Here is a 21,346-nt window from a genome sequence, read left to right as displayed (position 1 = left end):
ACTGAAACCACCTGTTCGATGGAGATGCCGCCATGCAATGGCGCAAAGGACGACGCAGCGACAACGTAGTGGATGCCCGCGATGAAACCGGCGGCGGCGGTGGCGGAGGCATGCGTATCGGTGGCCGAGGCCTGAGCCTGGGCGGTGTGGCCATCGTGGTGGTGATCGGCCTGCTCTCCGGGCAGGACCCAATGACCATCCTCGGCTCGCTGCTCGGCCAGATGGACGTCTCGCAGCAGGCGCCCAGTCGGCCGACGCAGGGCAAACCAGCCACCGGCAGCGACCCGCAAGTGGAGTTCGTCCAGTCGATTCTGGGCGACACCGAGGACACCTGGGGCGAAATTTTCGCCCGCAGCAACGCCCAGTACGAGCAGCCCAAGCTGATCCTGTTCAACGGTGGCGTGAACTCCGCATGCGGCTTCGCCTCCTCGGCGGTAGGCCCGTTCTACTGCCCGGGCGACCACCGCGTGTACCTCGACCTCGGTTTCTTCCGCGAGATGGAGCAGAAGTTCTCCGCCGCCGGTGACTTCGCCCAGGCCTACGTGATCGCCCACGAAGTCGGTCACCACGTGCAGAACCTGCTGGGCATCTCCGCCAAGATCAACGCCGCCCGGCAGCGTGGCGCGCGCATGGAAGGTGCCAACGGCCTTTCGGTGCGTCAGGAGTTGCAGGCCGACTGCTTCGCCGGGGTCTGGGCCAACCACGCCCAGCAACGCCTGAACTGGCTGGAGCCGGGTGACGTGGATGAGGCGCTGAACGCCGCCACGGCCATCGGTGACGATCACCTGCAACGCCAGGCGCGAGGTACGGTGATGCCGGACTCCTTCACCCACGGCTCGTCCGAGCAGCGCGTGCGCTGGTTCAAGATCGGCTTCGAAAGTGGCTCGCCAGGCAAATGCGACACCTTCAAGGCTCAGACGCTCTGAGGCTGAACCTGTAGGTGCGAGCCGGGCCCGCCCCTACAGGCTATGGCTGAGCGTGTGGAGAAAGCTGGCAGGGTCGAAGGGCTTTGGCAGGAAACCCAGCACATTCAACGGTGTTTCCGACAATTCATCCCCCAGATTGATGCGCGCGGACAGTACGATGATTGGCAGGAAGGTGCCAGCCCGGTTCAGCTCGCGGATGAACGCCAGCCCTGGCCCTCCGCTCTCCAGTGCCAGGCCGCTGACCAGCAGGTCGATGGCCGCCTCATCGCGACGAATACGCCGCAGCGCCACGGCCCCACTGCTGGCGGTGAGGCAACGCAGGTTGGCCCGCTCGATCAGCCGGCGCGTACGCGCCAGCAGCGCACGATCATCGTCCACCAGCAGGACCACGGGCCGGCGCGGCGCCGGCGCCGTGATCTCACGCAGCACCCTCAGCTCCTCGTCATCGAGGTCAACACGCTTGATCATGGGCGCAATACGTCCAATGAAGGCCAGTTGACATGATGTTAGATGGCAAACGGCCTTTATTCCTGCCGAGCCAATGTTGGGCGATGACTGGAAATACACGGCGATAAAAAGGGCCGCAACAAGTGCGGCCCTGGAAATACGCCGGCAGCACCGGCGTCGTGGGATATCAACCCGCCTTGGCCAGGCCGGCCTGGCCAAGGCGCTCGGCGATTTCGCCGAGGATCGCCGGGTCATCGATGGTGGAAGGCGGCGCGTAGCTCTCACCGTCGGCGATCTTGCGCAGCACGGCGCGGAGGATCTTGCCCGAGCGGGTCTTGGGCAGGCGCTTCACCACCACCGCCCGCTGGAAGCAGGCCAGCGCGCCGATACGCTCGCGCACCAACGCCACCAGCTCGCGCTGCAGGTTGGCCTCGGTCGCCTGCGCACCATCCTTGAGTACCACCAGCCCCAGCGGCACATGGCCCTTGAGGTCGTCCTGTACGGCGATCACCGCGCACTCGGCGACGGCTTCGTGCAGCGCCAGCAACTCCTCCATCTCACCGGTGGAGAGGCGGTGGCCGGAGACGTTAATCACGTCGTCGGTACGCCCCATGATGTAGACGAAGCCCTCCTCGTCCACATAGCCGCCGTCGCCGGTGTGGTAGTAGCCGGGATAGGTCTTCAGGTACGCCTGCAGGTAGCGCGCGTGGTCGTTCCACAACGTCTGTGCGCAGCCGGGCGGCAGCGGCAAGGCAATGACGATGGAGCCTTGCTCGTTCGGGCCCAGCAGGCGGCCTTCGTCGTCCACCACCTGCACGTGGTAGCCGGGGACCGCGCGGTTGGTGGAGCCGCCGCGCAGGTCGTGGTCGCCCAGGCCGGTACAGGGCGCGGTCACCGGCCAGCCGGTTTCGGTCTGCCACCAGTGGTCGTGCACCGGCTTGCCGGTAAGTTCCTCCAGCCAGTGCTGAGTGGTGCTGTCGAGCTTCTCGCCCGCCAGGAACAGGTGTCGCAGCGAGCTCAGGTCGTAGCGCTTGAGCAGTTCGCCCTGCGGATCCTCCTTGCGGATCGCACGGATCGCCGTCGGCGCACAGAACAGGCTGTTGACCTTGTGCTCCTCGATCACTCGCCAGTAGCTGCCGGCGTCCGGCGTCCGCACCGGCTTGCCCTCGTAGAACACCGTGGTGCAGCCGTTCATCAATGGTCCGTAGACGATCAGCGAGTGGCCGACCACCCAGCCCACGTCGGATACGCCCCACCAGACATCCCCCGGCTGCAGGCCGAAAATGGTCGGCAGCGCATAGCTCAGCGCCACGGCATGGCCGCCGTTGTCGCGTACGATGCCCTTGGGTTTCCCGGTCGTGCCGGAGGTGTACATGATGTAGAGCGGGTCGCCGCTGGCCACTTCCACCGGATCAGCCGGTTGCGCATGGACCAGGGTCTCGCGCCAGTCCAGGTCGCGACCTGCCTTCAGCTCCGCCATTGCCTGGGGGCGTTGCAGCACCAGCACATGGGCCGGCTGGTGGCTGGCCAGCTCCAGGGCCTTGTCCACCAACGGCTTGTATTCGATCACCCGCTCGAACTCCAGGCCGCAGGAGGCGGTGAGCACCAGCTTGGGCCGGGCGTCGTCGATGCGCAGCGCCAGCTCATGGGGCGCGAAGCCGCCGAAGACCACCGAGTGCACCGCCCCCAGGCGCGCGCAGGCAAGCATGGCCATGGCCGCCTGGGGCACCATCGGCATGTAGATGATCACCCCGTCGCCCTTTTCCACACCCAGCGCACGCAGGGCGCCGGCCAGGCGCGCGACCTCATCGCGCAGCTCCAGGTAGCTGAAGCGCTGCTGGGTGCTGGTCACGGGGGAGTCATAGATCAGAGCGGTCTGGTTGCCACGGCCGAGCTCGATCTGCCGGTCGAGCGCGAGGTAGCAGGTATTCAGTCGGCCATCGGCGAACCAGCGGTGGCTGCCGTCGGACAGGGCTTGCAGGGTGTCCTGCGGGGCGCGGTACCAGGCCACGCGGCCGGCCTGTTCGGCCCAGAAAGCGGAGGGTTCCGTGATGGAGCGGTGATGGGACTGCCGGTAACTCATCGTCACTGCCTCTTATTGTTGTTATCGAGGTCGAACAACGAGTATGGACGGGGATCGCCACCCCACCATCAACCTTTGGTCGTAGTTCTGCCGCGGGCTCCACAAGCGAGCCGGCAGCAAAGCTTTGCAGGATTTTTCAGCGAAGCGGCGCAACGGCACGCGCAGCGCTCTGGGACGGCGGCTGCAAGGCTTTCCAGCCAGTTGGACGCCGCATGTCGGCGACTACAGGTCGCACCTGCTACCGCCACATGACAGGACTACACTGAGAGTCCCTTTTCACCTGACAGCACAGGGGTGAGCACCGTGAACATCCTCGTCCGTCCGTCCAGCCTCCGCAAAGACCAGCCGTGGGAAGTCTGCCTCGACCAGCAGGCCGTGCGCTTCCGCAGCGAACGGGAGGCACGCAGTTTCGTCGCTACCCTCGAAGCCCGCTTGAGGGCACCGCACCAGCTACCCGAACGGGTGCAACGCGCCGCCGGCTGATCACGCGGCACGCTCGCTGATCTGCCCGCTCAGCCAGCCAAGCACCGCGGCCACCAGGCCGCACACCGTGATGACTACGGCCATCGGCAGCGCCGAGCCGTCGTGCAAGGCACCAACCAGCGCCGAAGCACCCGCCGCGACGGTGAACTGCAGGCTGCCCATCAGCGCCGACGCACTGCCCGCGTGCCGGCCCTGGCTGGCCATGGCGCAGGCTGACGAATTGGGCATGAGGAAGCCCAGGCTGGCGATGGAGCCAAACAACGGAATCAGCAGCGGCCAGAGTTGCGTCGGCTTCGCCAGGGTGACCGCCAGCAGCGCCACGCCACAACCGAAATATACCCAGACCGCCCGCCGCAGCCAGAACCCCGGCCCGCGATAGCGCAGCAGCCGCGCGTTGACCTGTGCCATCAGGATGAAGCCTGCGGCGTTGCTGCCGAAGATCCAGCCGTAGTGCTCGGCTGGCACGCCGTAGAGCTGGATGAAGATGAACGGCGAACCGGCGATATAGGAGAACATCCCGGCAATGGCCACGCCGCCGGTGAGCGCGTAGGTGAGGAAGGAGCGGTCGCGGAACAGTGCCCGGTACTGCCCGAGAGCCCCCCGCAGCGGCGCACGCGGCCCGGCCGGAATGGTCTCGGGAAGCCACAGCGCGATGGCGCCACCGGCCAGGGCGCTGAACAACGTCAGGCAGAAGAAGATCGACTGCCAGCCCGACAGGCTGAGCAGCAACCCGCCGCCCAGCGGTGCCAGGATCGGCGCCAGCCCCATCACCAGCATCAGTTGCGAAAAGGCCTTGGCGGCAGCCACCGGGTCGCAAAGATCACGCACCACTGCCCGCGAGATCACCATCCCCGCGCAACCGCCCAGCGCCTGGACGAAGCGTGCGCCGATCAGCCACTCCAGGTTCGGCGCGAAGGCGCAGGCGACGGACGCCAGGGTGAAGATGCTGACCCCCAGCAGCAGCGGCATGCGCCGGCCAACACGATCGGCCAGCGGACCGTAGAGCAGCTGACCGAGGGCAAGGCCGGCGAAATAAGCCGACAGGCTCAGCTGGATATGTTCGACGTCGGTGCCAAAGGCCTGCGCCAACGTCGGGAAGCTGGGCAGGTAGAAGTCGATGGCCATGGGCCCGAAGGCGCTGAGGGCACCGAGGATCAGCAGGATGCGGAGGTTCATGGATCACCTGGTCACACGCGTCCGCCGAGGAGCGGCGAAGACCGCGGGCAGGCCGGTGTGAATATCTTGTTGGCGCGCACGGATGACGCGGCGAAGCCCTGCATTGTGGCTTGGCCCGAAAAATTAGCAAGCTCCCTAAGCAACCCCCGAAGCAACTCCCCAAATAGTGGGAGAGACAGGCCCGGCCGCGCCGACCGGACCTGTCAGGACATCAGACCTCGTGCGCCCCCTCTGCGGCGGGCTTGGTCTTGCTCTTGCGACCGCTGAGCTTGTCGGCGGCCGATTCCACCAGCATGTAGAACATCGGGATAAGGAAGGTCGCCAGCAGGGTCGCTGCCAGCATCCCGCCGATCACCCCGGTGCCGATGGAGTGACGGCTGGCGGAACCGGCGCCGGTACTGATCGCCAGTGGCACGCAACCCAGGATGAAGGCCAGCGAGGTCATCACGATGGGGCGGAAGCGCAGCTTGGCCGCTTCCAGCGCGGCCTCGACCGGGCCCATGCCCTGCTCTTCGCGGCACAGCACAGCGAACTCGATGATCAGGATGGCGTTTTTCGCCGCCAGGCCGATCAGGGTCACCAGGCCGACCTGGAAGTACACGTCGTTATCCAGTCCGCGCAGCCAGATCGCCAGGATCGCCCCGAATACGGCGAAGGGCACCGCGGTGACCACCGCCAGCGGCAGCGTCCAGCGCTCGTATTGGGCCGCGAGGATGAGGAACACCAGGATCAGGCCGAAGATGAACGCCGTGCTACCCGAGCCCTGGGTCGCCAGCTCCTGGTAGGCCGAGCCGATCCACGCCAGGGTGTAGTCCTGCCCCAACACCTCGTTGGCCACTTCCTGCATTGCCGCCAGGGACTGGCCGGAGCTGTAACCCGGCGCCGGACCGCCAAGCAGCTTGGCCGCCGGGAAGACGTTGAAGCGTGCGTAGGAGTCCGGACCGAGGATGCGCTTGACCGACACCAGCGTGGTCAAGGGCACCAGATCGCCCGTGGAGGAACGCACGAAGACCTGGCTCAGGTCGTCCGGTTTGCGGCGGAACTCCGGCTCCGATTCCAGGGTGACCTGCCAGGTCCGCCCGTAGAGCGTGAAGTCGTTGACGTAGTAGCTGCCGAAGGTGGACTGCATGGCCGTGAACACGTCATTGATCGCCACGCCCAGGGAGCGCGCCTTGGTGCGGTCCAGGTCGATGTAGTATTGCGGCACGTTGGCGTTGAAGGTGGTGTTCACCCCCGCCAGCTCCGGCCGTTTGGCCGCGGCGGCGAGGAACTTCATGGTTACCTCTTCCAGCTGCTCGGAGGTGCCACCGCTGCGGTCCTGGATATAGGCCTCGAAGCCGCCGGTGGTACTCATGCCGGTGATCGGCGGCGGGTTGAAGGACATCACCACGCCGTCTTCCTGCCCCGCGCCCATCTTCATGAATTCATGGGTCAGGTTGCGCGCGTCCAGCTCGGGGGTGGTGCGTTCCTTCCAGTCCTTGAGCGGCACGAAAGACACGCCGGCGTTGCTGCGGGTGCCAAAGGTGAGGATGTCGAAGCCAGCGAAGGTCACCACGTCCTGTACCGCCGGGTGCTTCATCAACTGATGGGTCACATCGCTGGTGAGCTTCTCGGTACGGGTCAGCGAGGCCGCCGGCGGCAGGAAGTAGGCGTTGAGCACGTAGCCCTGGTCCTCGTCGGGCACCAGCGAGCCGGGGACCCGGCCGAACAGGATGACCAGCAGGGCGATCATGCCGCCGAACAGCAGCAGCCCCAGCGCCGCCCGTTTGAGGAAGAACTGCACGCCAGCGCCATAGCCGTTGGTGGCTTTTTCGAACATGCGGTTGAACCAGCGGAACGGCGCAGCCGGCTCCTTGTGTTCGGGCTTGAGGATCAACGCGCAGAGTGCCGGTGACAAGGTCAGGGCCACGATGCCGGAGATCACCACCGACACCGCGATGGTGATCGCGAACTGCTTGTACATCTGCCCGGCCAGGCCGCCAAGGAACCCGACGGGGATGAACACGGCGCAAAGTACCAGCACGATGGCGACGATCGGTCCGGTCACCTCCTCCATCGCCTTGATCGCCGCCTCCTTGGGTCCGAGCTTCTCGGTGCGCATCACCCGCTCGACGTTCTCCAGCACCACGATCGCGTCGTCCACCACGATGCCGATGGCCAGCACCATGCCGAACAGCGACAGCAGGTTGATGGAGAAGCCCATCAGGTACATGCCGGCGAAGGTACCGACCAGCGAGACGGGAATCGCCAGCACCGGGATCAGCGTGGCGCGGATGCTCTGCAGGAACACGAAGACCACGACCATCACCAGGATCAGCGCCTCGATGAAGGTATGGATCACTTCCTCGATGGAGACCTGCACGAAGATGGTGGTGTCGTAGGGAATCTTGTAGGTGATGCCCTCAGGGAAGCGCTTGGCCATGGCATCCATGTGGTCGCGCACGGCCTGGGCGGTATCCAGTGCGTTGGCGCCCGGCTGCAGGTAGATACCGAAGGCAGCGTTCTGCTGGCCGTTCAGCGAGGTCACCAGGGAATAGTCCTGGGCCCCGAGTTCGACGCGCGCCACGTCCTTGAGCAACAGGCTGGCGCCGGTCGGGTCACTGCGCAGGATGATGCTCTCGAATTCCTTCGGATCAGTGAACCGCCCCTGGGCGGTCGCCATGTAGGTGAAGTCCTGCGGCTCCTTCATCGGTTGCTGGCCGAAGCTGCCCGCGGCGAACTGCGAGTTCTGCTCGCGGATCGCGCTCGCCACGTCCGAAGGCGTCATGTTGTATTGCGCCAGCTTGTCCGGCCGTAGCCAGATACGCATGGAGTAGTCCTTGGAACCGAACTGGCTGACGTCACCAACCCCGGGAATCCGCTTGAGGTCGTCGATCACGTTGATCAGCGCGTAGTTACTGATGAAGATCGGGTCTCGGGAGTTGTCCGGTGAGAACAGGGTCACCACCTGCAGGATGTCGGAGGATTTTTTCTCCACCTGCACGCCCTGCCGGCGTACCTCTTCCGGAAGCTTGGCGAGCGCGGCCTGCACCTTGTTGTTGACGTCGATGGTGGCCTGGTCCGGGTCGGTGCCCACCTCGAAGTACACGGTCAGGCTCATGGCCCCGCTGCTGTCGGAGTTCGACAGCTGGTAGATCATGCCTTCGACGCCGTTGATTTCCTGCTCCAGCGGGGCGGCCACGGTTTCGGCGATCACCTGGGAGCTGGCGCCGGGGTACGCGGCGGAAACCGACACCTGCGGCGGAACGATTTCCGGGTACTGGGCGATGGGCAGCGCGCGCATGGCGACGAGGCCGGCGAGCAGGATCACGATGGAAATCACCATCGCGAACACGGGGCGTTCGATGAAGAAGCGCGAGATCACGATGGGCGCTCCTTAGGACTGTGCCTGGGCGGGTTGCGGCGCAGGCGCCTGCGGTGCTGCCTCGCTGGCCTTTACCGGCTGGTCCGGCCTGACCTTGGGAATGCCTTCGACGATCACGTGGTCACCGTCATCCACGCCGGCATCGATAATCCAGCGGCCGTTGACGGTCTTGGAGGTCGTCACCTGGCGCACACGGGCGAAACCGTCCTTGTCCACCACGTAGACGAAGGTGCCGCGCGGGCCCTGGGCCAGTGCGCGCTCGGGCAGGGTCACGGCGTTGCTCTGGGTGATGCCGGTGATCAGGATGCGCACGAACTGACCAGGGATCAGCAGGTTGTGAGGGTTGGGCACCACGGCGCGGGCGTTCACGGTGCCGGTGCCGGTGTTGACGAAGCTGTCGGTGAAATCGACGACGCCTTCGATGGGGTACTTGCTGCCATCACCGAAGCGCAACTCGGCGGTCAGCTTGCCGTCCTTGGGCAGGATGTAGCGACCACTCTTCACCCCATCGTTCATCTGCGCGGCCTGGGTGTCGGGATAGGCGAAGTTGACGTACACCGGGTCGAGCTGGGTGAGCTTGGTCAGCAGGCTGGAGTTCGGATCGCTGGCCGCCACCAGGCTGCCCTCCGAACGCACTTCCTTGCTCGCCATGCCGGAAATCGGCGCGGTAACCGTGGTGTAGTTCAGGTCGATCTGCTTGGCCTGGACATTGGCCTTCGCCGCCTCGACGTCCGCCTTGGCCTGTTCGAAATCGGAGACGTAGCGATCCAGTTCGCTCTCGCTGGCAAAGCCCTTTTTCTGCAGTTCGCGGATACGCTTTAGGTCACGCTCCGTCTGCCGGTAGCGCGCCTGGGTCTGCGCCAGGGAACCCTTGGCCTGGCCCAGCGCAGCCTGGTAGGGACGCGGATCGATGCGGAACAGCACCTGGCCCTCCTTCACCGGCCGGCCCTCCTCGTAGGTGCGGCGCTGCAGGATGCCGCTGACCTGGGCGCGCACTTCCACTTCGCGGTAGCCGGCAGTCCGCGCGGCGTATTCGAAGGTCAGGGGCACCGGGGCGCTCTTGGCCACTTCGACCGTCACTGCCGGGGGAGGAGGCGCCGCCGTGGCAGGTTTGTCCTCGGCCTGGGCCCAGGCAGAAAACAGGACTGGCAACCCAACGACAGCAAGCGCGACGGGCAAACGACGGGCAAACGGCATGTAACCTCTCCATGGAAATGACTGACGGCGGAACCCCAGGGGACGACGACGGTGTGACTCTTACCTACGCCAGTGTCTGTAAAGCACTGTTAGCGCTATAAAATCAGTAAACTGCCTGTCACTCAGTGATCCTAGCCTGTATACCAGCAAGCGCCATGCGAAGAACTAAAGAAGATTCGGAACGAACCCGTCAGACGATTCTTGACTCGGCTGAAGGCCTTTTCTTTGCGAAAGGCGTCTCAAATACCAGTCTCGAAGAGATCGCGCGCGCCGCAGGAGTGACCCGCGGCGCGGTGTATTGGCACTTCCAGAACAAGGCGCACTTGTTCAACGACATGCTCAACCAGGTCCGCCTGCCGCCCGAGCAACTGGCGCAGCGGCTATCCGGCTGCGACGGCCACGACCCGATCGAATCGCTGTTCCAGCTCAGCGTGGAAGTGGTCGAGAACCTGGCCCGCGACGAGCAGCGCCGGCGCATCCTCACCATCCTCCTGCAACGCTGCGAGTTCACCGATGAATTGCGCGACGCCGAGGAGCGCCATAACCAGTTCGTCCGCCAGTTCATCGAGCTTTGCGAGCAGCTGTTCAACCGCGAGGATTGCCGCACACGGCTGATGCCCGGCGTGACGCCCAAGATCGCCTCGCGAGCGGTGCACGCGATGATCTTCGGCCTGCTCAGTGACTGGCTGCGCGACCCGGGCCTGTTCGACCCGTTGCAGGAAACCCGCGAACTGTTCGACGCCGTGTTCCGTGGGCTGGTGCGCGACTGGCATCCGGCACTGGCGTAAGGGCCGGCAGGACGCCGGCCCGGAAGGGATGAAACCTCAGGCTGCCTCGGCCTCGTAGCCTTCCTCGCGGATCGCCGCGAGAATCGCGGAATCGTCCAGACGGCTGGCGACGCGGACTTCGCCGGCACCCAGGTCGACCTGTACATCCGCCGCGGCATCCAGCGCCTGTACCGCCTGGGTGATGGCTCGCACGCAGTGGCCGCAGCTCATGCCTTTGACATTGAAGGTGTGCATGGAATCTCTCCTCTGATGGATTGAAGCGTTGGGTGCAGTTTCGACCTTGCCACCGTGGCAAGGTCAAGCCTGTCGCGCTGAAGTCGCCTTGCACTTGTCCTACGTCAGCCTCTCAGCCAAGCTGCGGAAATAGCTGACTCATCGGAGAACGCCCATGCGCCGTTCCCTACTGCTCGCCGTTGGCCTCACGGCCGCCCTCCCGTTCATTGCTTGCGCCGACGGCATGCCCGAAGAGCCCTCGGCGCCTTCCGCACCCGCGCCTACTTCCCCGACCGCGCCGCCACCAAGCACTCCCGGCTCCTGGCCAGTGCCCGACGCACAGCCGGTGGCCTATGCCGTGCTGATCGTCAGCCGCGAACGGCTGGATACCGGCACCGCCTGCGACATCGACCTCTATGTGCAGGACGAAAAGGTCTCGCGCCTGCAGCCCGAAGGCGAAATCGCCCTCAACCTGCCGCCTGGCGAAGTCTCCCTTCGCCTGCAGACCGCCAATTCCGGACTCTGCCGCAGTGGTATCCAGCCGCTGCGCGCGCAGTCTGTCCAATTGCATGCCGGCGAAGTGCGCAAATTCCGTATCGCCAACAGCGAGAGCGGTCTTTACCTGATGCCGGTCTCCAGCGGCAGTTGAGAATCCGCCTCGCAGCCTGACCTGCGACAAGATGGCAGCGAACGAGGGTTGACCTTACCCTCGTGTCAAGGTTGATGCTATCGGGGAACTTCAGGGAGAAAGCCCCATGAGCAGCGCCAACCCCATCGAGCTCGACCTGCCCGTCTCCGGGATGACCTGCGCCAGCTGCGCCGGTCGGGTCGAGCGCGCCCTGCGCAAAGTGCCCGGCGTGCAGGACGCCAGCGTCAACCTGGCCAGCGAACAGGCCCGCGTGCAACTCGCCGCACCGTCCAGCAGCAACACCCTGCCGGCTTTGGTCGCCGCCGTCGAGCAGGCCGGTTACCAGGTACCGGCCCACAGCCTGGAACTGGCCATTGAGGGCATGACCTGCGCCAGTTGCGTCGGGCGCGTCGAGCGCGCCCTGGCCAAGGTGCCCGGTGTGCGCACAGCCAGCGTCAACCTGGCCAGTGAGCGCGCCCATGTCGAGTTGCTCGGCGCGGTGGAGGCAGCCACGCTGATCGCTGCCGTCGACAAGGCCGGCTACAAGGCCCGCCCCCTTGAACCAGACCAACCCACCGTGGACCCGGCCGTGGCCCGCCTGGCGCGCGAGCGCTGGTGGCTGGCCGCCGCCATCCTGCTGTCGTTGCCGCTGGTGCTGCCGATGGTTGGCGACTGGTTCGGCCAGCACTGGATGCTGCCGGCCTGGGTGCAGTTCGTCCTCGCCACGCCCGTGCAATTCATCATCGGCGCTCGCTTCTATGTATCGGCCTACAAGGCCGTACGCGCCCGCAGCGGCAACATGGACCTGCTGGTCGCCCTCGGCACCAGCGCCGGCTATGGCCTGAGCCTGTACCTCTGGTACGCCGCAGCTCCCGGGCAGATGCCGCACCTGTACTTCGAAGCCAGCGCCGTGGTCATCACCCTGATCCTGCTCGGCAAGTACCTGGAAAGCCGCGCCAAACGCCAGACCGCCGCCGCCATCCGAGCTCTTGAAGCCTTGCGGCCAGAGCGCGCTACCCGCGTGCGTGACGGTATCGAAGAGGACGTCGCCATCGCCGAACTGCGCCTGGGCGACGAAGTGCTGGTGCGCCCCGGCGAACGTTTCCCGGTGGACGGTGAAGTCCTCGCCGGGCAGAGCCATGCCGACGAGGCCCTGATCACCGGCGAAAGCCTGCCGGTGCCCAAGGACATCGGCGATCCGGTCACCGGCGGCGCCATCAACGGCGAAGGCGTGTTGCGCGTGAAGACTACTGCACTGGGCGGCGAGACCGTGCTGGCACGCATCATCCGCCTGGTGGAAGACGCCCAGGCAGCCAAGGCACCGATCCAGAAGCTGGTGGACAAGGTCAGCAACGTGTTCGTGCCGGTGGTGATCGGCATTGCCCTGCTCACCCTGGTCGGCTGGCTGATCGCTGGCGCTGGCTGGGAACAGGCACTGATCAACGCCGTGGCCGTGCTGGTCATCGCCTGCCCCTGCGCCCTGGGCCTCGCCACCCCGACCGCGATCATGGCGGGCACCGGCGTAGCGGCCAAGCATGGCATCCTGATCAAGGACGCCGAAGCCCTGGAAGTCGCCCATGCGGTAACCGCCGTCGCCTTCGACAAGACCGGCACCCTCACCTCCGGCCAGCCACGCATCACCAACCTTGCCGCGGCCGGTGACGAAGCCGAGGCCCTGGCTCTGGCCGGCGCCCTGCAACGCGGCAGCGAACACCCACTGGCTCGCGCCGTGCTCGATGCCTGCGCCGAGCGCAGCCTGAATCCCGCCGCCGCCGAGGCCATCCAGGCCCTAACCGGGCGTGGCATCCAGGGCCGCATCGATGGCCGCCTGCTGGCCCTGGGCAATCGGCGGATGCTCGACGAAGCACAGCTGCCAGCCGGAGCGCTGGCCGACTCCGCTATGCGATGGGAGGCCGAGGGCCGCACCCTGTCCTGGCTGATCGAGCGCGAACCGCAGCCCCGCGTCATCGCCCTGTTCGCCTTTGGCGACAGCCTCAAGGAAGGAGCGAAGGTCGCCATTGACGCTCTGCGCGAACGCGGCATCGCCAGCCACCTGATCACCGGTGACAACCGTGGCAGCGCCAAGGTCGTCGCCGACGCCCTGGGCCTGGACGATGTGCACGCCGAAGTGCTGCCCGGCGACAAGGCTGCCGTGGTCGGTGCATTGCGACAGGCAGGCAAAGTCGTGGCGATGGTCGGCGACGGCATCAACGATGCCCCTGCACTGGCCGCGGCGGACGTCGGCATCGCCATGGGCGGCGGCACCGATGTTGCCATGCACGCGGCCGGCATCACCCTGATGCGCGGCGACCCGCGCCTGGTGCCGGCGGCGCTGGATATCTCCCGGCGCACCTACGCGAAGATCCGCCAGAACCTGTTCTGGGCCTTCATCTACAACCTGGTGGGCATTCCGCTGGCGGCCTTCGGCCTGCTCAACCCGATGGTGGCCGGCGCGGCGATGGCCGCTTCGAGCGTCAGCGTGGTGAGCAACGCCCTGCTGCTCAAGCGCTGGAAACCCCAGGATCAGAAATGACAGTGTCGCCCCCGAACTATCGGGGGCGGTCGCTCAAGAGGAATCGGCATGAACATCGGTGAAGCAGCAAAGAAGAGCGGCCTGACCGCGAAGATGATCCGCTACTACGAATCCACCGGTCTGCTCGCCCCCGCCGGCCGCAGCGCCAGCGGCTACCGTCACTACAGCGAGCAGGACCTGCACACCCTGGCCTTCATCCGCCGCTCGCGGGATTTCGGCTTCTCACTGGAAGAGGTCGGCCACCTGCTCGCCCTCTGGCAGGACCGCCAGCGAGCCAGCGCCGACGTGAAGGCCCTGGCCGCCCGGCACATCGACGAACTCAACCGCAAGATCGCCGAACTCAGCAGCCTGCGCGACACCCTGCAGGAACTGAGCGACCACTGCCAGGGCGACCACCGGCCGGACTGCCCGATCCTCAAGGACCTGGAGTCGGGGAAGTGCTGTCACTGAAGACAATTCACACGATCCCTGGCGACGTATCCGACACCTGGCTCTTCGCATCAGTTGGTAGCATAATCTGATACCAACTATCGGAGCACGGGATGAATGCCCGGCAACGCAGGACACTGGAGTTGATCTACTCCCTCCCCGTTCCGGCTTCACTGGAATGGCTGCGCATCGAGTCGCTGCTGATCTCGCCCGGCGCGCAGGTGGTCGAGGGCCATGGTTCACGGGTGCGTTTCGAGCTGAATGGCATCATCGCCACCTTCCATCGCCCACACCCGACCAAGGAAGCCATGCCCTATCAGGTGCGTGACGCACGCGCTTTGCTCGAACAGGCAGGAGTCCACCCATGACGCCCATGAAATACCAAGGCTACGCCGCACGAATCGAATACAGCGACGACGACGGGCTGTTCATCGGCCATGTCGCCGGCATCCGCGACGTGATCGGATTCCACGGTGAGTCGGTCGGCGAGTTGCGCGAGGCGTTCGAAGAGGCGGTGGACGACTACCTGGCGACCTGCAGCAAACTCGGCCGCGAACCGCAGCGGCCGTTCTCCGGCAAGCTCAGCTTGCGCCTGGACCCGCAACTGCATGCGCAGGTGGCGATCAAGGCGGAGCTGAGCAACCAGAGCATCAATCAGTGGGTAGTAGAGCGCCTCGGCGAGGTGGTCTGACACCCTGCTAAGCGTTCGCTACCGCTCGACGACGCCAGATCGAAGCCGGCAGCACGGTTACGGCCAGGCCGACGAACACCAGCACGCAGGCCATCCAGTCCTGGGTGGTGAGGTCTTCCCCCAGGAACAGCCAGCCCGACAGCAGCCCGGACACCGGCACGGCGAGGGCGAAGGGCGTGACCTGGCTGGCCGGGTAGCGGCGCAGCAGGAAGCTCCACAGGCCGAAACCGACGGTGGTGGCGAGGAAGGCGATGTAGAGCAGCGCACCTGCGCCGGTCCAGTTGATGTTGACCACGGCGTGCTCGATGGCCTCCGGGCCTTCGAAGATCCACGACAGCACCAGCAGCGGCAACGGCGGGATCAGGCTGACCCAGCTGATCAGGCGCAGCATGTCGCTGGCACCGGAGCGCTTGGTGGCGATGTTGGAAAAAGCCCACGCCAGCGCGGCGGCAATCACCAGCAGGAAGGCCACCAGGCTGTCGCCCATGGGGCGTTCCAGGCCGATCAGCAGCAGGCCGCCAGCGGCCAGCGCCAAGCCGATCAACGCACGCGGGCTGGGACGCTCACCGAGGAAGGCAGCGGCGATCAGCACGGTGAAGAACACCTGGCTCTGCAGCACCAGCGACGACAGGCCAGCGGGCATGCCGATATGCATACCGACGAACAGCAGGCCGAACTTGACCACGCCCAGCAGTACGCCGATCTGCACGATGCGCCAGAACGGCGCCGGCAGCGGGCCGCGCAGGAAGATCAACGGTAGCGCCGCCAGAGCGAAGCGCAGGGCGCAGAACAGCAGCGGCGGGAAGTCGTGCAGGCCGACCTTGATCACGACGAAGTTGACGCCCCAGATCAGGGTGACCAGCAAGGCGAGGAGAACGTGGCGGAGGGGCATGGCAGAGCGCTCGGGGTGCGATGCAGGAAAACTAACAGCCCTCGCTTGAAATGTATGGATACAGTTGTGGCCTTACAGTTTTCCGGGCAGCTCTCGGCAGCCCGTGGAGAAGGGTTTTGTAGGAACGGAGCCAGCCCTCGATATCTGCCATTCCACGCCCCTGCCTTCCAGCAACACCCAGCCAGTCAGAGGGGCGAGGAGTCCGCTCCGACGAGAACGGGAGCGAAGGAGCTGACCGGTAGGAGCGAGCTTGCTCGCGAACCGCACAACACCGGGGACTCCGTCGGAAATCTGCTTCGCGAGCAAGCTCGCTCCTACAGGGGCTCGATCTGGAGCTTCGGCCAGCGCGCCGGCCAGTTCTTGGCGGCGATGCGTTCGCGGTAGATATCCGGCTTGCGGCGGAAGTGCTCGGTGGGCCGGACACAGAGCGCCCAGATGTCCTCCAGGCCCAGCGGTGCCAGCAGCTCCAGGGAATCACCGCGCAGACGCAACGCCACCGCCGTGCAGACCTCCGGCCAGCGGCACATGGCATCGGCGCAATCCCTGTAGGGCGCGTCTCCATTGCGCAGGTGCATCCTCGCCTGATTGCGCACAGACCAGGGCGCATCCGGGCAGACGTCCAGCAGCCGGCGCTCCCAGGCGTAGTCCGCCTCGGGCTCCAGGCTGTCGGCCGCGAAATACAGCACGTCGATATCGCTGAGCGGCGTGGGCTCGATGTAGCCATGCAAGGCGTCCCAAACCGCATTGCGCACGAAACCTGCGGCGATCCAGGCGTCTTCCGGGCCGTGATCGCGCACTACACGCAGCAGGTGCAGACGATCAGGTTGCCCGGCGATCAGGGCAAGAAGCGCCGACTCGCCGGGCAATGGGCTCAGGCCTGCTCCCACGGCGGGGGCGGCGGCTCGTCGCGTTGCTGCGGGGCGTCCTGGGCAGCACGGCCGGCTTCGCGGCGCTCCTGCTCACGCATGGCCTCGGCAATTTCACGCAGCACCGAATCCACGTCCGCCTCGTCTTCCGGATCATCGAAGTGCCCGGTCAACGGGGTATCCGGCTGCAGCTTGCCGTCTTCATAGAGGGCCCACATTTCCTTGGCGTAGTGGGTGTACTTGAGCTCCGGAGCAAAGCGGCCGAAGTAGGCAGCCATGTTGCCCACGTCACGTTCGAGCATGCGGAAGGCGTGGTTGTTGCCGGCGGCATCCACGGCCTGCGGCAGGTCGATGATCACCGGGCCATCCGGGCCGACCAGCACGTTGAATTCCGACAGGTCGCCGTGCACGAGGCCTGCGCAGAGCATCATGACGATCTGGCGGATGAGGAATTCGTGGAAGTCTCGTGCCAGCTCGGGCTCCATCACCACGTCGTTCAGACGTGGCGCGGCGTCCCCCTCTTCGTCGGCGACCATCTCCATCAACAGCACGCCGTCGAGGAAATCATAAGGTTTGGGGACGCGTACCCCGGCGTTGGCCAGGCGGAACAGCGCGGCCACCTCGGCGTTCTGCCAGGCGTCTTCCTGCTCCTTGCGGCCGTACTTGGTGCCCTTGGCCATGGCGCGGGCCTGGCGGCTATTGCGCACCTTGCGGCCTTCCTGGTACTCGGCGGCCTGGCGGAAGCTGCGTTTGTTGGCTTCCTTGTAGACCTTGGCGCAGCGCAGTTCGGCGCCGCAGCGCACCACGTAGACCGCTGCTTCCTTGCCGCTCATCAGCGGGCGTAATACTTCATCGATCAGGCCGTCTTCGATCAACGGCTCCAGGCGTTTCGGGGTTTTCATCAGGCTTCCTGGCGTACCTCTCTGGGGCGCTGCGCTCCTTATACGGCATCCGTCGACAACCGCCCAGCGCGATCAGGGTTCAGGCGGTGTCAGCTCGATACTTTCGGTTACCGCGTCTTCCAGCCGCTGCAGCTCCAGCCCCAGCGCCTCGTCGCTGTCGGCGTAGCGCTGGGCGATGTTGGCGAAGCCTTCGGCGACCTCGCCGAAGGCCTCCACCACACGCGGGTCGAACTGGTTGCCGGCACCGGCCTTGATGCGCGCGGCGGCCTCCTCCGGGCTCAGCGAGGTGCGGTAGGCGTGACGGCAGGTGAGTTCGTCATAGCCGTCGATCAGCGAGAGCATCCGCGCGCCCAGGGGAATCTGCTCGCCGGCCAGGCCCTCGGGGAAGCCACTGCCGTCCCAGTGTTCGTGGTGGCTGTAGGCGATTTCCTTGGCGAATCGCAGGAACTCCGCCGGGGAGCCCAGCTTGCGCTCGGCGGCCGCCAGCGCGTCGCGGCCGACGGTGGTGTGGCTTTCGAGGATCAATCGGTCAGCCTCTTCCAGCTGGCCGGGGCTATGCAGGATACGGTCGGGCACGGCGACCTTGCCGATGTCGTGCAACTGCGCCGAGCGCACCAGCAACTCGATGTTCTCCACCGACAAATCGGCGGCGAACTCGCTGTGCAGGGACAGCGCGCTCCCCAGCAGGCGCATGTAGTGCTCGATGCGCACCAGATGGTTGCTGTGGGGGTTATCGCGCAGGTCGCAGAGGGTCGCCATGGCTTCCAGGGTGGCGTCCTGGATGGCCTGCAGCTCGCGGGCGCGGCGGCGCACCTCCAGCTCCAGGTACTCGCTCTTGTCGCGCAGGAAGTCGGCGTTGGCCTTGAGGTTCAGGTGCGCGCGGATGCGCGCCAGGGTCACCGGCGGGCTGATCGGCTTGGTCAGGTAGTCAACCGCGCCCAGGTCCAGGCCCCTCTGCTCGTCGGCGGCGCTGACCATGCCGGTGAGGAAGATCACCGGGATGTCACGGGTCATCGGGTCGGCCTTGAGCTGGCGGCAGACTTCGTAGCCGTCCATCTCCGGCATCATGATGTCGAGCAGCACCAGGTCCGGGCGCGGATCGCTCTGCATCAGGCGCAACGCCTTCTCGCCGCTGGAGGCGACGCGTACCTGGTAGCGGTCCATGAGCAGCTCGCTCATGAGCATCAGATTGTCCGGCTGATCGTCCACCACCAGGATCATCTCCTGCTCCGGCCGGTCCAGCATGCTATCCATCGCAACTCCTCGCATCGGTCAGATTCGTGACATGCCATGGCTGATCGGACCACGGCCTTGCCCGCGTGTTCATACCGCCACTTGCTCTATCCGCCCCCGTCATATGCGGATGTCACGCTCCCTCGCGAGATTCACCAGACTTTCCAGGGCCCGTTCGAACTCGAAGCGCCGCACGCTCGTGGCGATGCCCTCGTAGCCCTCATTGAAGACGCTGCGCAGCAGGCTTGCACGCTCGCCGAGCAACCGTCCGGCGCGCGGGTCGTCCGCCGCCAGCAAGTGGGCCAGGCGCCGGCAGACCTGCTCGACCTCGGCGACATTGCCGCTCTCCAGCAGTGCCGGCGCCGCCGAAGCGGCCGGCAGCATGGGCACCGGCAGCGGTTCGTGGCTGATGGTCTGCAAGCTCAGGCTGACCGAGTCGTCCACCCGCCCCAGGGGCAGCCGGCACCAGAACAGGCTGCCGTGGTTGGGCTCGCTCTCCACCCCGACGCTGCCGCCCATCGCCTCCGCCAGCTTCTTGCAGATCGCCAAGCCCAGGCCGGAGCCGCCGTAGCGGCGGGTGATGGAGCTGTCCGCCTGCTGGAAGGACTCGAACAGACGCTCCTGCTGCGGTTCGGAGATGCCGATGCCGGTGTCGCGGAAGGCGAAGTAGAGCTGCAGGCTGTCTTCGTCCTCGTCTTCCAGACGAACGATCAGCACTACCTCGCCCTGTTCGGTGAACTTCAGTGCGTTGTTGCCGTAGTTCATCAGGATCTGTCGCAGGCGCAGCGAATCTCCCACCACCTGGGCGGGCACCCGTGGGTCGATCTCGCAGCGCACTGCCAGGCCTTTGCTCGCGGCGCGGATGTTGAACAGATCGAACAGCTCGCCGAGCAGGCGCTCCAGGTCGAAGCCGATGTGCTCGAACTCCAGCTTGCCAGCTTCGACGCGGGACAGATCGAGGATGTCGCTGATCAGCTCCAGCAGGTACTGGCCAGAACCCTGAATCTTGCCCAGGTAATCCACCTGTTGCGGGTCCAGAGTGGTTTCCTGGAGCAGGTGTGCCAGGCCGATGATGATGTTCAGTGGCGTGCGGATTTCGTGGCTCATGTTGGCGAGGAAGTCGCTCTTGAGCTGCGCCGCCTCCTCGGCCAGGTCGCGGGCCTCGGCCAGCGCCAATTCGGTGGACTTGCGCGCGGTGACGTCACGGCTGACACCCACCAGCCCGAGCAGCCGGCCATGGTCGTCGTGGAAGGCACTGCGCAAGGTGTCGAAGAGCACCCGCCGGCCGTCGGGATACACCACCCAACCCTCGCTGGCGAAAGGCTCGCTCTCGGTGAGCGCCTGGCGGTCACGTTCCTGGCGACCGGTGCCGGCCGCACGGCTGAACATCTGCTGGTCGCTGCGCCCGACTATGTCCTCCGGGGCCCGCCCGAGGCAGTCGGCGAAAGCCTGGTTGACGCCCAGGTAGCGCCCCTGGGTGTCCTTGAACCAGATCGGGTCGGGGATCGAGTTGATCAGCGCCAGCAGGGTGCTGCGCTGGCGCCGCTCCTCCGCCTCGGCGCGGGCGCGCTCGGCCACCTGGATCGACAGCCGGCGGTTCCACACCAGCACGAAGGTCAGCAGGGCGAGGAAGCCCACCACCCACGGCCAGGCGATCTGCAGCAGGTTCATCCAGTCGAAGACATCCAGCGACGGCAGCCAGCGCGCCTGTATTGCCTCCTGCTCGCTACGGGTGATGTTGCCCAGTGCGCGGTCCAGCAGCGGCACCAGCTGTTCCAGCTCCTTGCGCATGGCGAAGCGCACCTGGCTGTTGCCCAGCCCGCTGTCACCCCGCACCTCCAGGTTGGACAGGCTGAGTTGTTCGATCAGGAAGGTGGTGGAGATGAGGTTACCCACATAGGCATCGGCACGCCCGGTGGAGACGGCCTTCAGCGCGCCGGGGGAGTCCTCCACCAGCACGAAGTCGATACCCGGCACCGCCTTGCCCAGCAGCTCATGGACGGCGTAGCCCTGCTCCACCGCCACCCGGCGGCCGGACAGGTCATCCAGTGTGCGAATGGTGCTGTCGCGCCGGGCGAAGATCAGGCTGCTGGTGGTGACGTAGGGCTGGGTGAAGTTCAGGAAGCGCTGGCGCTCCTCGGTGGCCGCCACGGAAGGCACCAGGTCCACCTCGCCGGCTTTCACTGCCGCCAGCACCTCTTCCCAGGTGTTGTACAGTACCGGCTGGACCTTCATGCCCAGGCGCTCGGAGAGCAACTGCAGGTAGTCGGCACTGATGCCGTGGAACTGATCGAACTCGTCGATCACCTCGAACGGCGGCCAGCCGGCGCGGAACAGGCCGACGCGGATCGGCTCGTGGGCCGAGATGAAGGCTCGCTCCGGGTCGCTAAGCGCCAGGCTCGCGGCACGGCCCTGGGCACTCAGCGCAAGGAGCAGCAGAAGGCAGCACAGGCAGAATCGGCGCAAGGGCATGGGGTCTTCTTCAGGGAATACCC

19 protein-coding genes are annotated in these 21,346 nt (G+C 65.9%); 8 read left to right on the top strand and 11 right to left on the bottom strand.

The window, feature by feature from the left end; translation table 11 throughout:
- The first annotated feature begins 32 nt into the window (after window positions 1–32).
- Entirely contained in the window at window positions 33–926 is an 894-nt protein-coding gene (ypfJ, locus tag ACKI1H_RS09845; protein ID WP_138520267.1) for a KPN_02809 family neutral zinc metallopeptidase, read from the top strand.
- Between the two features lie 33 nt (window positions 927–959).
- Here ypfJ and ACKI1H_RS09840 read toward each other — a convergent pair whose 3' ends face one another.
- Together ACKI1H_RS09840 and ACKI1H_RS09835 are read right to left on the bottom strand one after the other, a co-directional pair.
- Window positions 960–1,394, bottom strand: a complete 435-nt coding sequence (locus ACKI1H_RS09840) for a response regulator (protein ID WP_138520266.1) — start codon at window positions 1,392–1,394, stop codon at window positions 960–962.
- 166 nt (window positions 1,395–1,560) lie between these two features.
- Window positions 1,561–3,456, bottom strand: coding sequence for a propionyl-CoA synthetase (locus tag ACKI1H_RS09835; protein WP_440468254.1), 1,896 nt, complete (start codon window positions 3,454–3,456; stop codon window positions 1,561–1,563).
- Between the two features lie 303 nt (window positions 3,457–3,759).
- Here ACKI1H_RS09835 and ACKI1H_RS09830 point away from each other — a divergent pair, with 303 nt between their 5' ends.
- Entirely contained in the window at window positions 3,760–3,939 is a 180-nt protein-coding gene (locus ACKI1H_RS09830) for a hypothetical protein (protein ID WP_138520264.1), read from the top strand.
- Here ACKI1H_RS09830 and ACKI1H_RS09825 read toward each other — a convergent pair whose 3' ends face one another.
- The 3 genes from ACKI1H_RS09825 to ACKI1H_RS09815 form a co-directional block, all read right to left on the bottom strand.
- On the bottom strand, window positions 3,940–5,115 hold the full coding sequence (locus ACKI1H_RS09825) for a multidrug effflux MFS transporter (RefSeq protein ID WP_138520263.1): 1,176 nt from the start codon (window positions 5,113–5,115) through the stop codon (window positions 3,940–3,942).
- A 211-nt stretch (window positions 5,116–5,326) separates the two neighbouring features.
- On the bottom strand, window positions 5,327–8,479 hold the full coding sequence (locus ACKI1H_RS09820; protein ID WP_275094695.1) for an efflux RND transporter permease subunit: 3,153 nt from the start codon (window positions 8,477–8,479) through the stop codon (window positions 5,327–5,329).
- 12 nt (window positions 8,480–8,491) lie between these two features.
- Window positions 8,492–9,676 (bottom strand): efflux RND transporter periplasmic adaptor subunit, encoded by a 1,185-nt coding sequence (locus tag ACKI1H_RS09815; protein ID WP_236172559.1) that lies wholly within the window; start codon window positions 9,674–9,676, stop codon window positions 8,492–8,494.
- A 155-nt stretch (window positions 9,677–9,831) separates the two neighbouring features.
- Between ACKI1H_RS09815 and ACKI1H_RS09810 the strand changes: the two genes are divergently transcribed.
- Window positions 9,832–10,464 (top strand): TetR family transcriptional regulator, encoded by a 633-nt coding sequence (locus ACKI1H_RS09810; protein ID WP_138520260.1) that lies wholly within the window; start codon window positions 9,832–9,834, stop codon window positions 10,462–10,464.
- 36 nt (window positions 10,465–10,500) lie between these two features.
- On the opposite strand, the gene ACKI1H_RS09805 is transcribed toward ACKI1H_RS09810, so the two are convergent.
- Window positions 10,501–10,698, bottom strand: a complete 198-nt coding sequence (locus ACKI1H_RS09805; protein ID WP_017521666.1) for a heavy-metal-associated domain-containing protein — start codon at window positions 10,696–10,698, stop codon at window positions 10,501–10,503.
- A gap of 154 nt (window positions 10,699–10,852) precedes the next feature.
- On the opposite strand from ACKI1H_RS09805, the gene ACKI1H_RS09800 reads away from it, so the two are divergent.
- From ACKI1H_RS09800 to ACKI1H_RS09780, 5 genes are all read left to right on the top strand, one after another.
- Entirely contained in the window at window positions 10,853–11,326 is a 474-nt protein-coding gene (locus ACKI1H_RS09800) for a hypothetical protein (RefSeq protein WP_138520259.1), read from the top strand.
- 106 nt (window positions 11,327–11,432) lie between these two features.
- Entirely contained in the window at window positions 11,433–13,838 is a 2,406-nt protein-coding gene (locus tag ACKI1H_RS09795) for a heavy metal translocating P-type ATPase (RefSeq protein WP_440468253.1), read from the top strand.
- A gap of 48 nt (window positions 13,839–13,886) precedes the next feature.
- Window positions 13,887–14,288, top strand: a complete 402-nt coding sequence (gene cueR / locus ACKI1H_RS09790; RefSeq protein ID WP_236172557.1) for a Cu(I)-responsive transcriptional regulator — start codon at window positions 13,887–13,889, stop codon at window positions 14,286–14,288.
- A 92-nt stretch (window positions 14,289–14,380) separates the two neighbouring features.
- Window positions 14,381–14,635, top strand: a complete 255-nt coding sequence (locus ACKI1H_RS09785; RefSeq protein WP_440468252.1) for a type II toxin-antitoxin system HicA family toxin — start codon at window positions 14,381–14,383, stop codon at window positions 14,633–14,635.
- Window positions 14,632–14,958: a type II toxin-antitoxin system HicB family antitoxin gene (locus tag ACKI1H_RS09780; RefSeq protein WP_236172555.1), complete on the top strand. Its 327-nt coding sequence runs from the start codon at window positions 14,632–14,634 to the stop codon at window positions 14,956–14,958. Before ACKI1H_RS09785 ends, ACKI1H_RS09780 begins: the two co-directional genes overlap by 4 nt.
- A gap of 7 nt (window positions 14,959–14,965) precedes the next feature.
- Here the strand turns inward: ACKI1H_RS09780 and ACKI1H_RS09775 are convergent, their stop codons facing one another.
- The 5 genes from ACKI1H_RS09775 to ACKI1H_RS09755 form a co-directional block, all read right to left on the bottom strand.
- Complete coding sequence (locus ACKI1H_RS09775) at window positions 14,966–15,850, bottom strand: EamA family transporter (RefSeq protein ID WP_138520254.1); 885 nt, start codon at window positions 15,848–15,850, stop codon at window positions 14,966–14,968.
- A gap of 314 nt (window positions 15,851–16,164) precedes the next feature.
- Window positions 16,165–16,737, bottom strand: coding sequence for a nucleotidyltransferase family protein (locus ACKI1H_RS09770; RefSeq protein WP_440468251.1), 573 nt, complete (start codon window positions 16,735–16,737; stop codon window positions 16,165–16,167).
- The gene (locus tag ACKI1H_RS09765) at window positions 16,722–17,618 is read right to left on the bottom strand and encodes a PA4780 family RIO1-like protein kinase (protein WP_045217128.1); all 897 of its coding nucleotides are present in this window, start codon (window positions 17,616–17,618) and stop codon (window positions 16,722–16,724) included. Before ACKI1H_RS09765 ends, ACKI1H_RS09770 begins: the two co-directional genes overlap by 16 nt.
- 72 nt (window positions 17,619–17,690) lie before the next feature.
- Window positions 17,691–18,872, bottom strand: a complete 1,182-nt coding sequence (locus tag ACKI1H_RS09760; RefSeq protein WP_138520253.1) for a two-component system response regulator — start codon at window positions 18,870–18,872, stop codon at window positions 17,691–17,693.
- 99 nt (window positions 18,873–18,971) lie between these two features.
- The gene (locus tag ACKI1H_RS09755; RefSeq protein ID WP_440468250.1) at window positions 18,972–21,323 is read right to left on the bottom strand and encodes an ATP-binding protein; all 2,352 of its coding nucleotides are present in this window, start codon (window positions 21,321–21,323) and stop codon (window positions 18,972–18,974) included.
- Window positions 21,324–21,346: the final 23 nt, after the last annotated feature.

The organism is Pseudomonas sp. YH-1, assembly GCF_051990045.1.
Lineage (GTDB): Bacteria > Pseudomonadota > Gammaproteobacteria > Pseudomonadales > Pseudomonadaceae > Pseudomonas > Pseudomonas nicosulfuronedens.
This window is presented reverse-complemented; position numbering and strand designations above follow the sequence as displayed.

What these genes read in the sequence shown, in the direction of transcription:
- ypfJ (WP_138520267.1), top strand. Translation starts at nt 33, where the DNA reads ATGCAATGGCGCAAAGGACGACGCAGCGACAACGTAGTGGATGCCCGC.
- ACKI1H_RS09840 (WP_138520266.1), bottom strand. Translation starts at nt 1,394, where the DNA reads ATGATCAAGCGTGTTGACCTCGATGACGAGGAGCTGAGGGTGCTGCGT.
- ACKI1H_RS09835 (WP_440468254.1), bottom strand. Translation starts at nt 3,456, where the DNA reads ATGAGTTACCGGCAGTCCCATCACCGCTCCATCACGGAACCCTCCGCT.
- ACKI1H_RS09825 (WP_138520263.1), bottom strand. Translation starts at nt 5,115, where the DNA reads ATGAACCTCCGCATCCTGCTGATCCTCGGTGCCCTCAGCGCCTTCGGG.
- ACKI1H_RS09815 (WP_236172559.1), bottom strand. Translation starts at nt 9,676, where the DNA reads ATGCCGTTTGCCCGTCGTTTGCCCGTCGCGCTTGCTGTCGTTGGGTTG.
- ACKI1H_RS09810 (WP_138520260.1), top strand. Translation starts at nt 9,832, where the DNA reads ATGCGAAGAACTAAAGAAGATTCGGAACGAACCCGTCAGACGATTCTT.
- ACKI1H_RS09805 (WP_017521666.1), bottom strand. Translation starts at nt 10,698, where the DNA reads ATGCACACCTTCAATGTCAAAGGCATGAGCTGCGGCCACTGCGTGCGA.
- ACKI1H_RS09800 (WP_138520259.1), top strand. Translation starts at nt 10,853, where the DNA reads ATGCGCCGTTCCCTACTGCTCGCCGTTGGCCTCACGGCCGCCCTCCCG.
- ACKI1H_RS09795 (WP_440468253.1), top strand. Translation starts at nt 11,433, where the DNA reads ATGAGCAGCGCCAACCCCATCGAGCTCGACCTGCCCGTCTCCGGGATG.
- cueR (WP_236172557.1), top strand. Translation starts at nt 13,887, where the DNA reads ATGAACATCGGTGAAGCAGCAAAGAAGAGCGGCCTGACCGCGAAGATG.
- ACKI1H_RS09785 (WP_440468252.1), top strand. Translation starts at nt 14,381, where the DNA reads ATGAATGCCCGGCAACGCAGGACACTGGAGTTGATCTACTCCCTCCCC.
- ACKI1H_RS09780 (WP_236172555.1), top strand. Translation starts at nt 14,632, where the DNA reads ATGACGCCCATGAAATACCAAGGCTACGCCGCACGAATCGAATACAGC.
- ACKI1H_RS09775 (WP_138520254.1), bottom strand. Translation starts at nt 15,850, where the DNA reads ATGCCCCTCCGCCACGTTCTCCTCGCCTTGCTGGTCACCCTGATCTGG.
- ACKI1H_RS09765 (WP_045217128.1), bottom strand. Translation starts at nt 17,618, where the DNA reads ATGAAAACCCCGAAACGCCTGGAGCCGTTGATCGAAGACGGCCTGATC.
- ACKI1H_RS09760 (WP_138520253.1), bottom strand. Translation starts at nt 18,872, where the DNA reads ATGGATAGCATGCTGGACCGGCCGGAGCAGGAGATGATCCTGGTGGTG.
- ACKI1H_RS09755 (WP_440468250.1), bottom strand. Translation starts at nt 21,323, where the DNA reads ATGCCCTTGCGCCGATTCTGCCTGTGCTGCCTTCTGCTGCTCCTTGCG.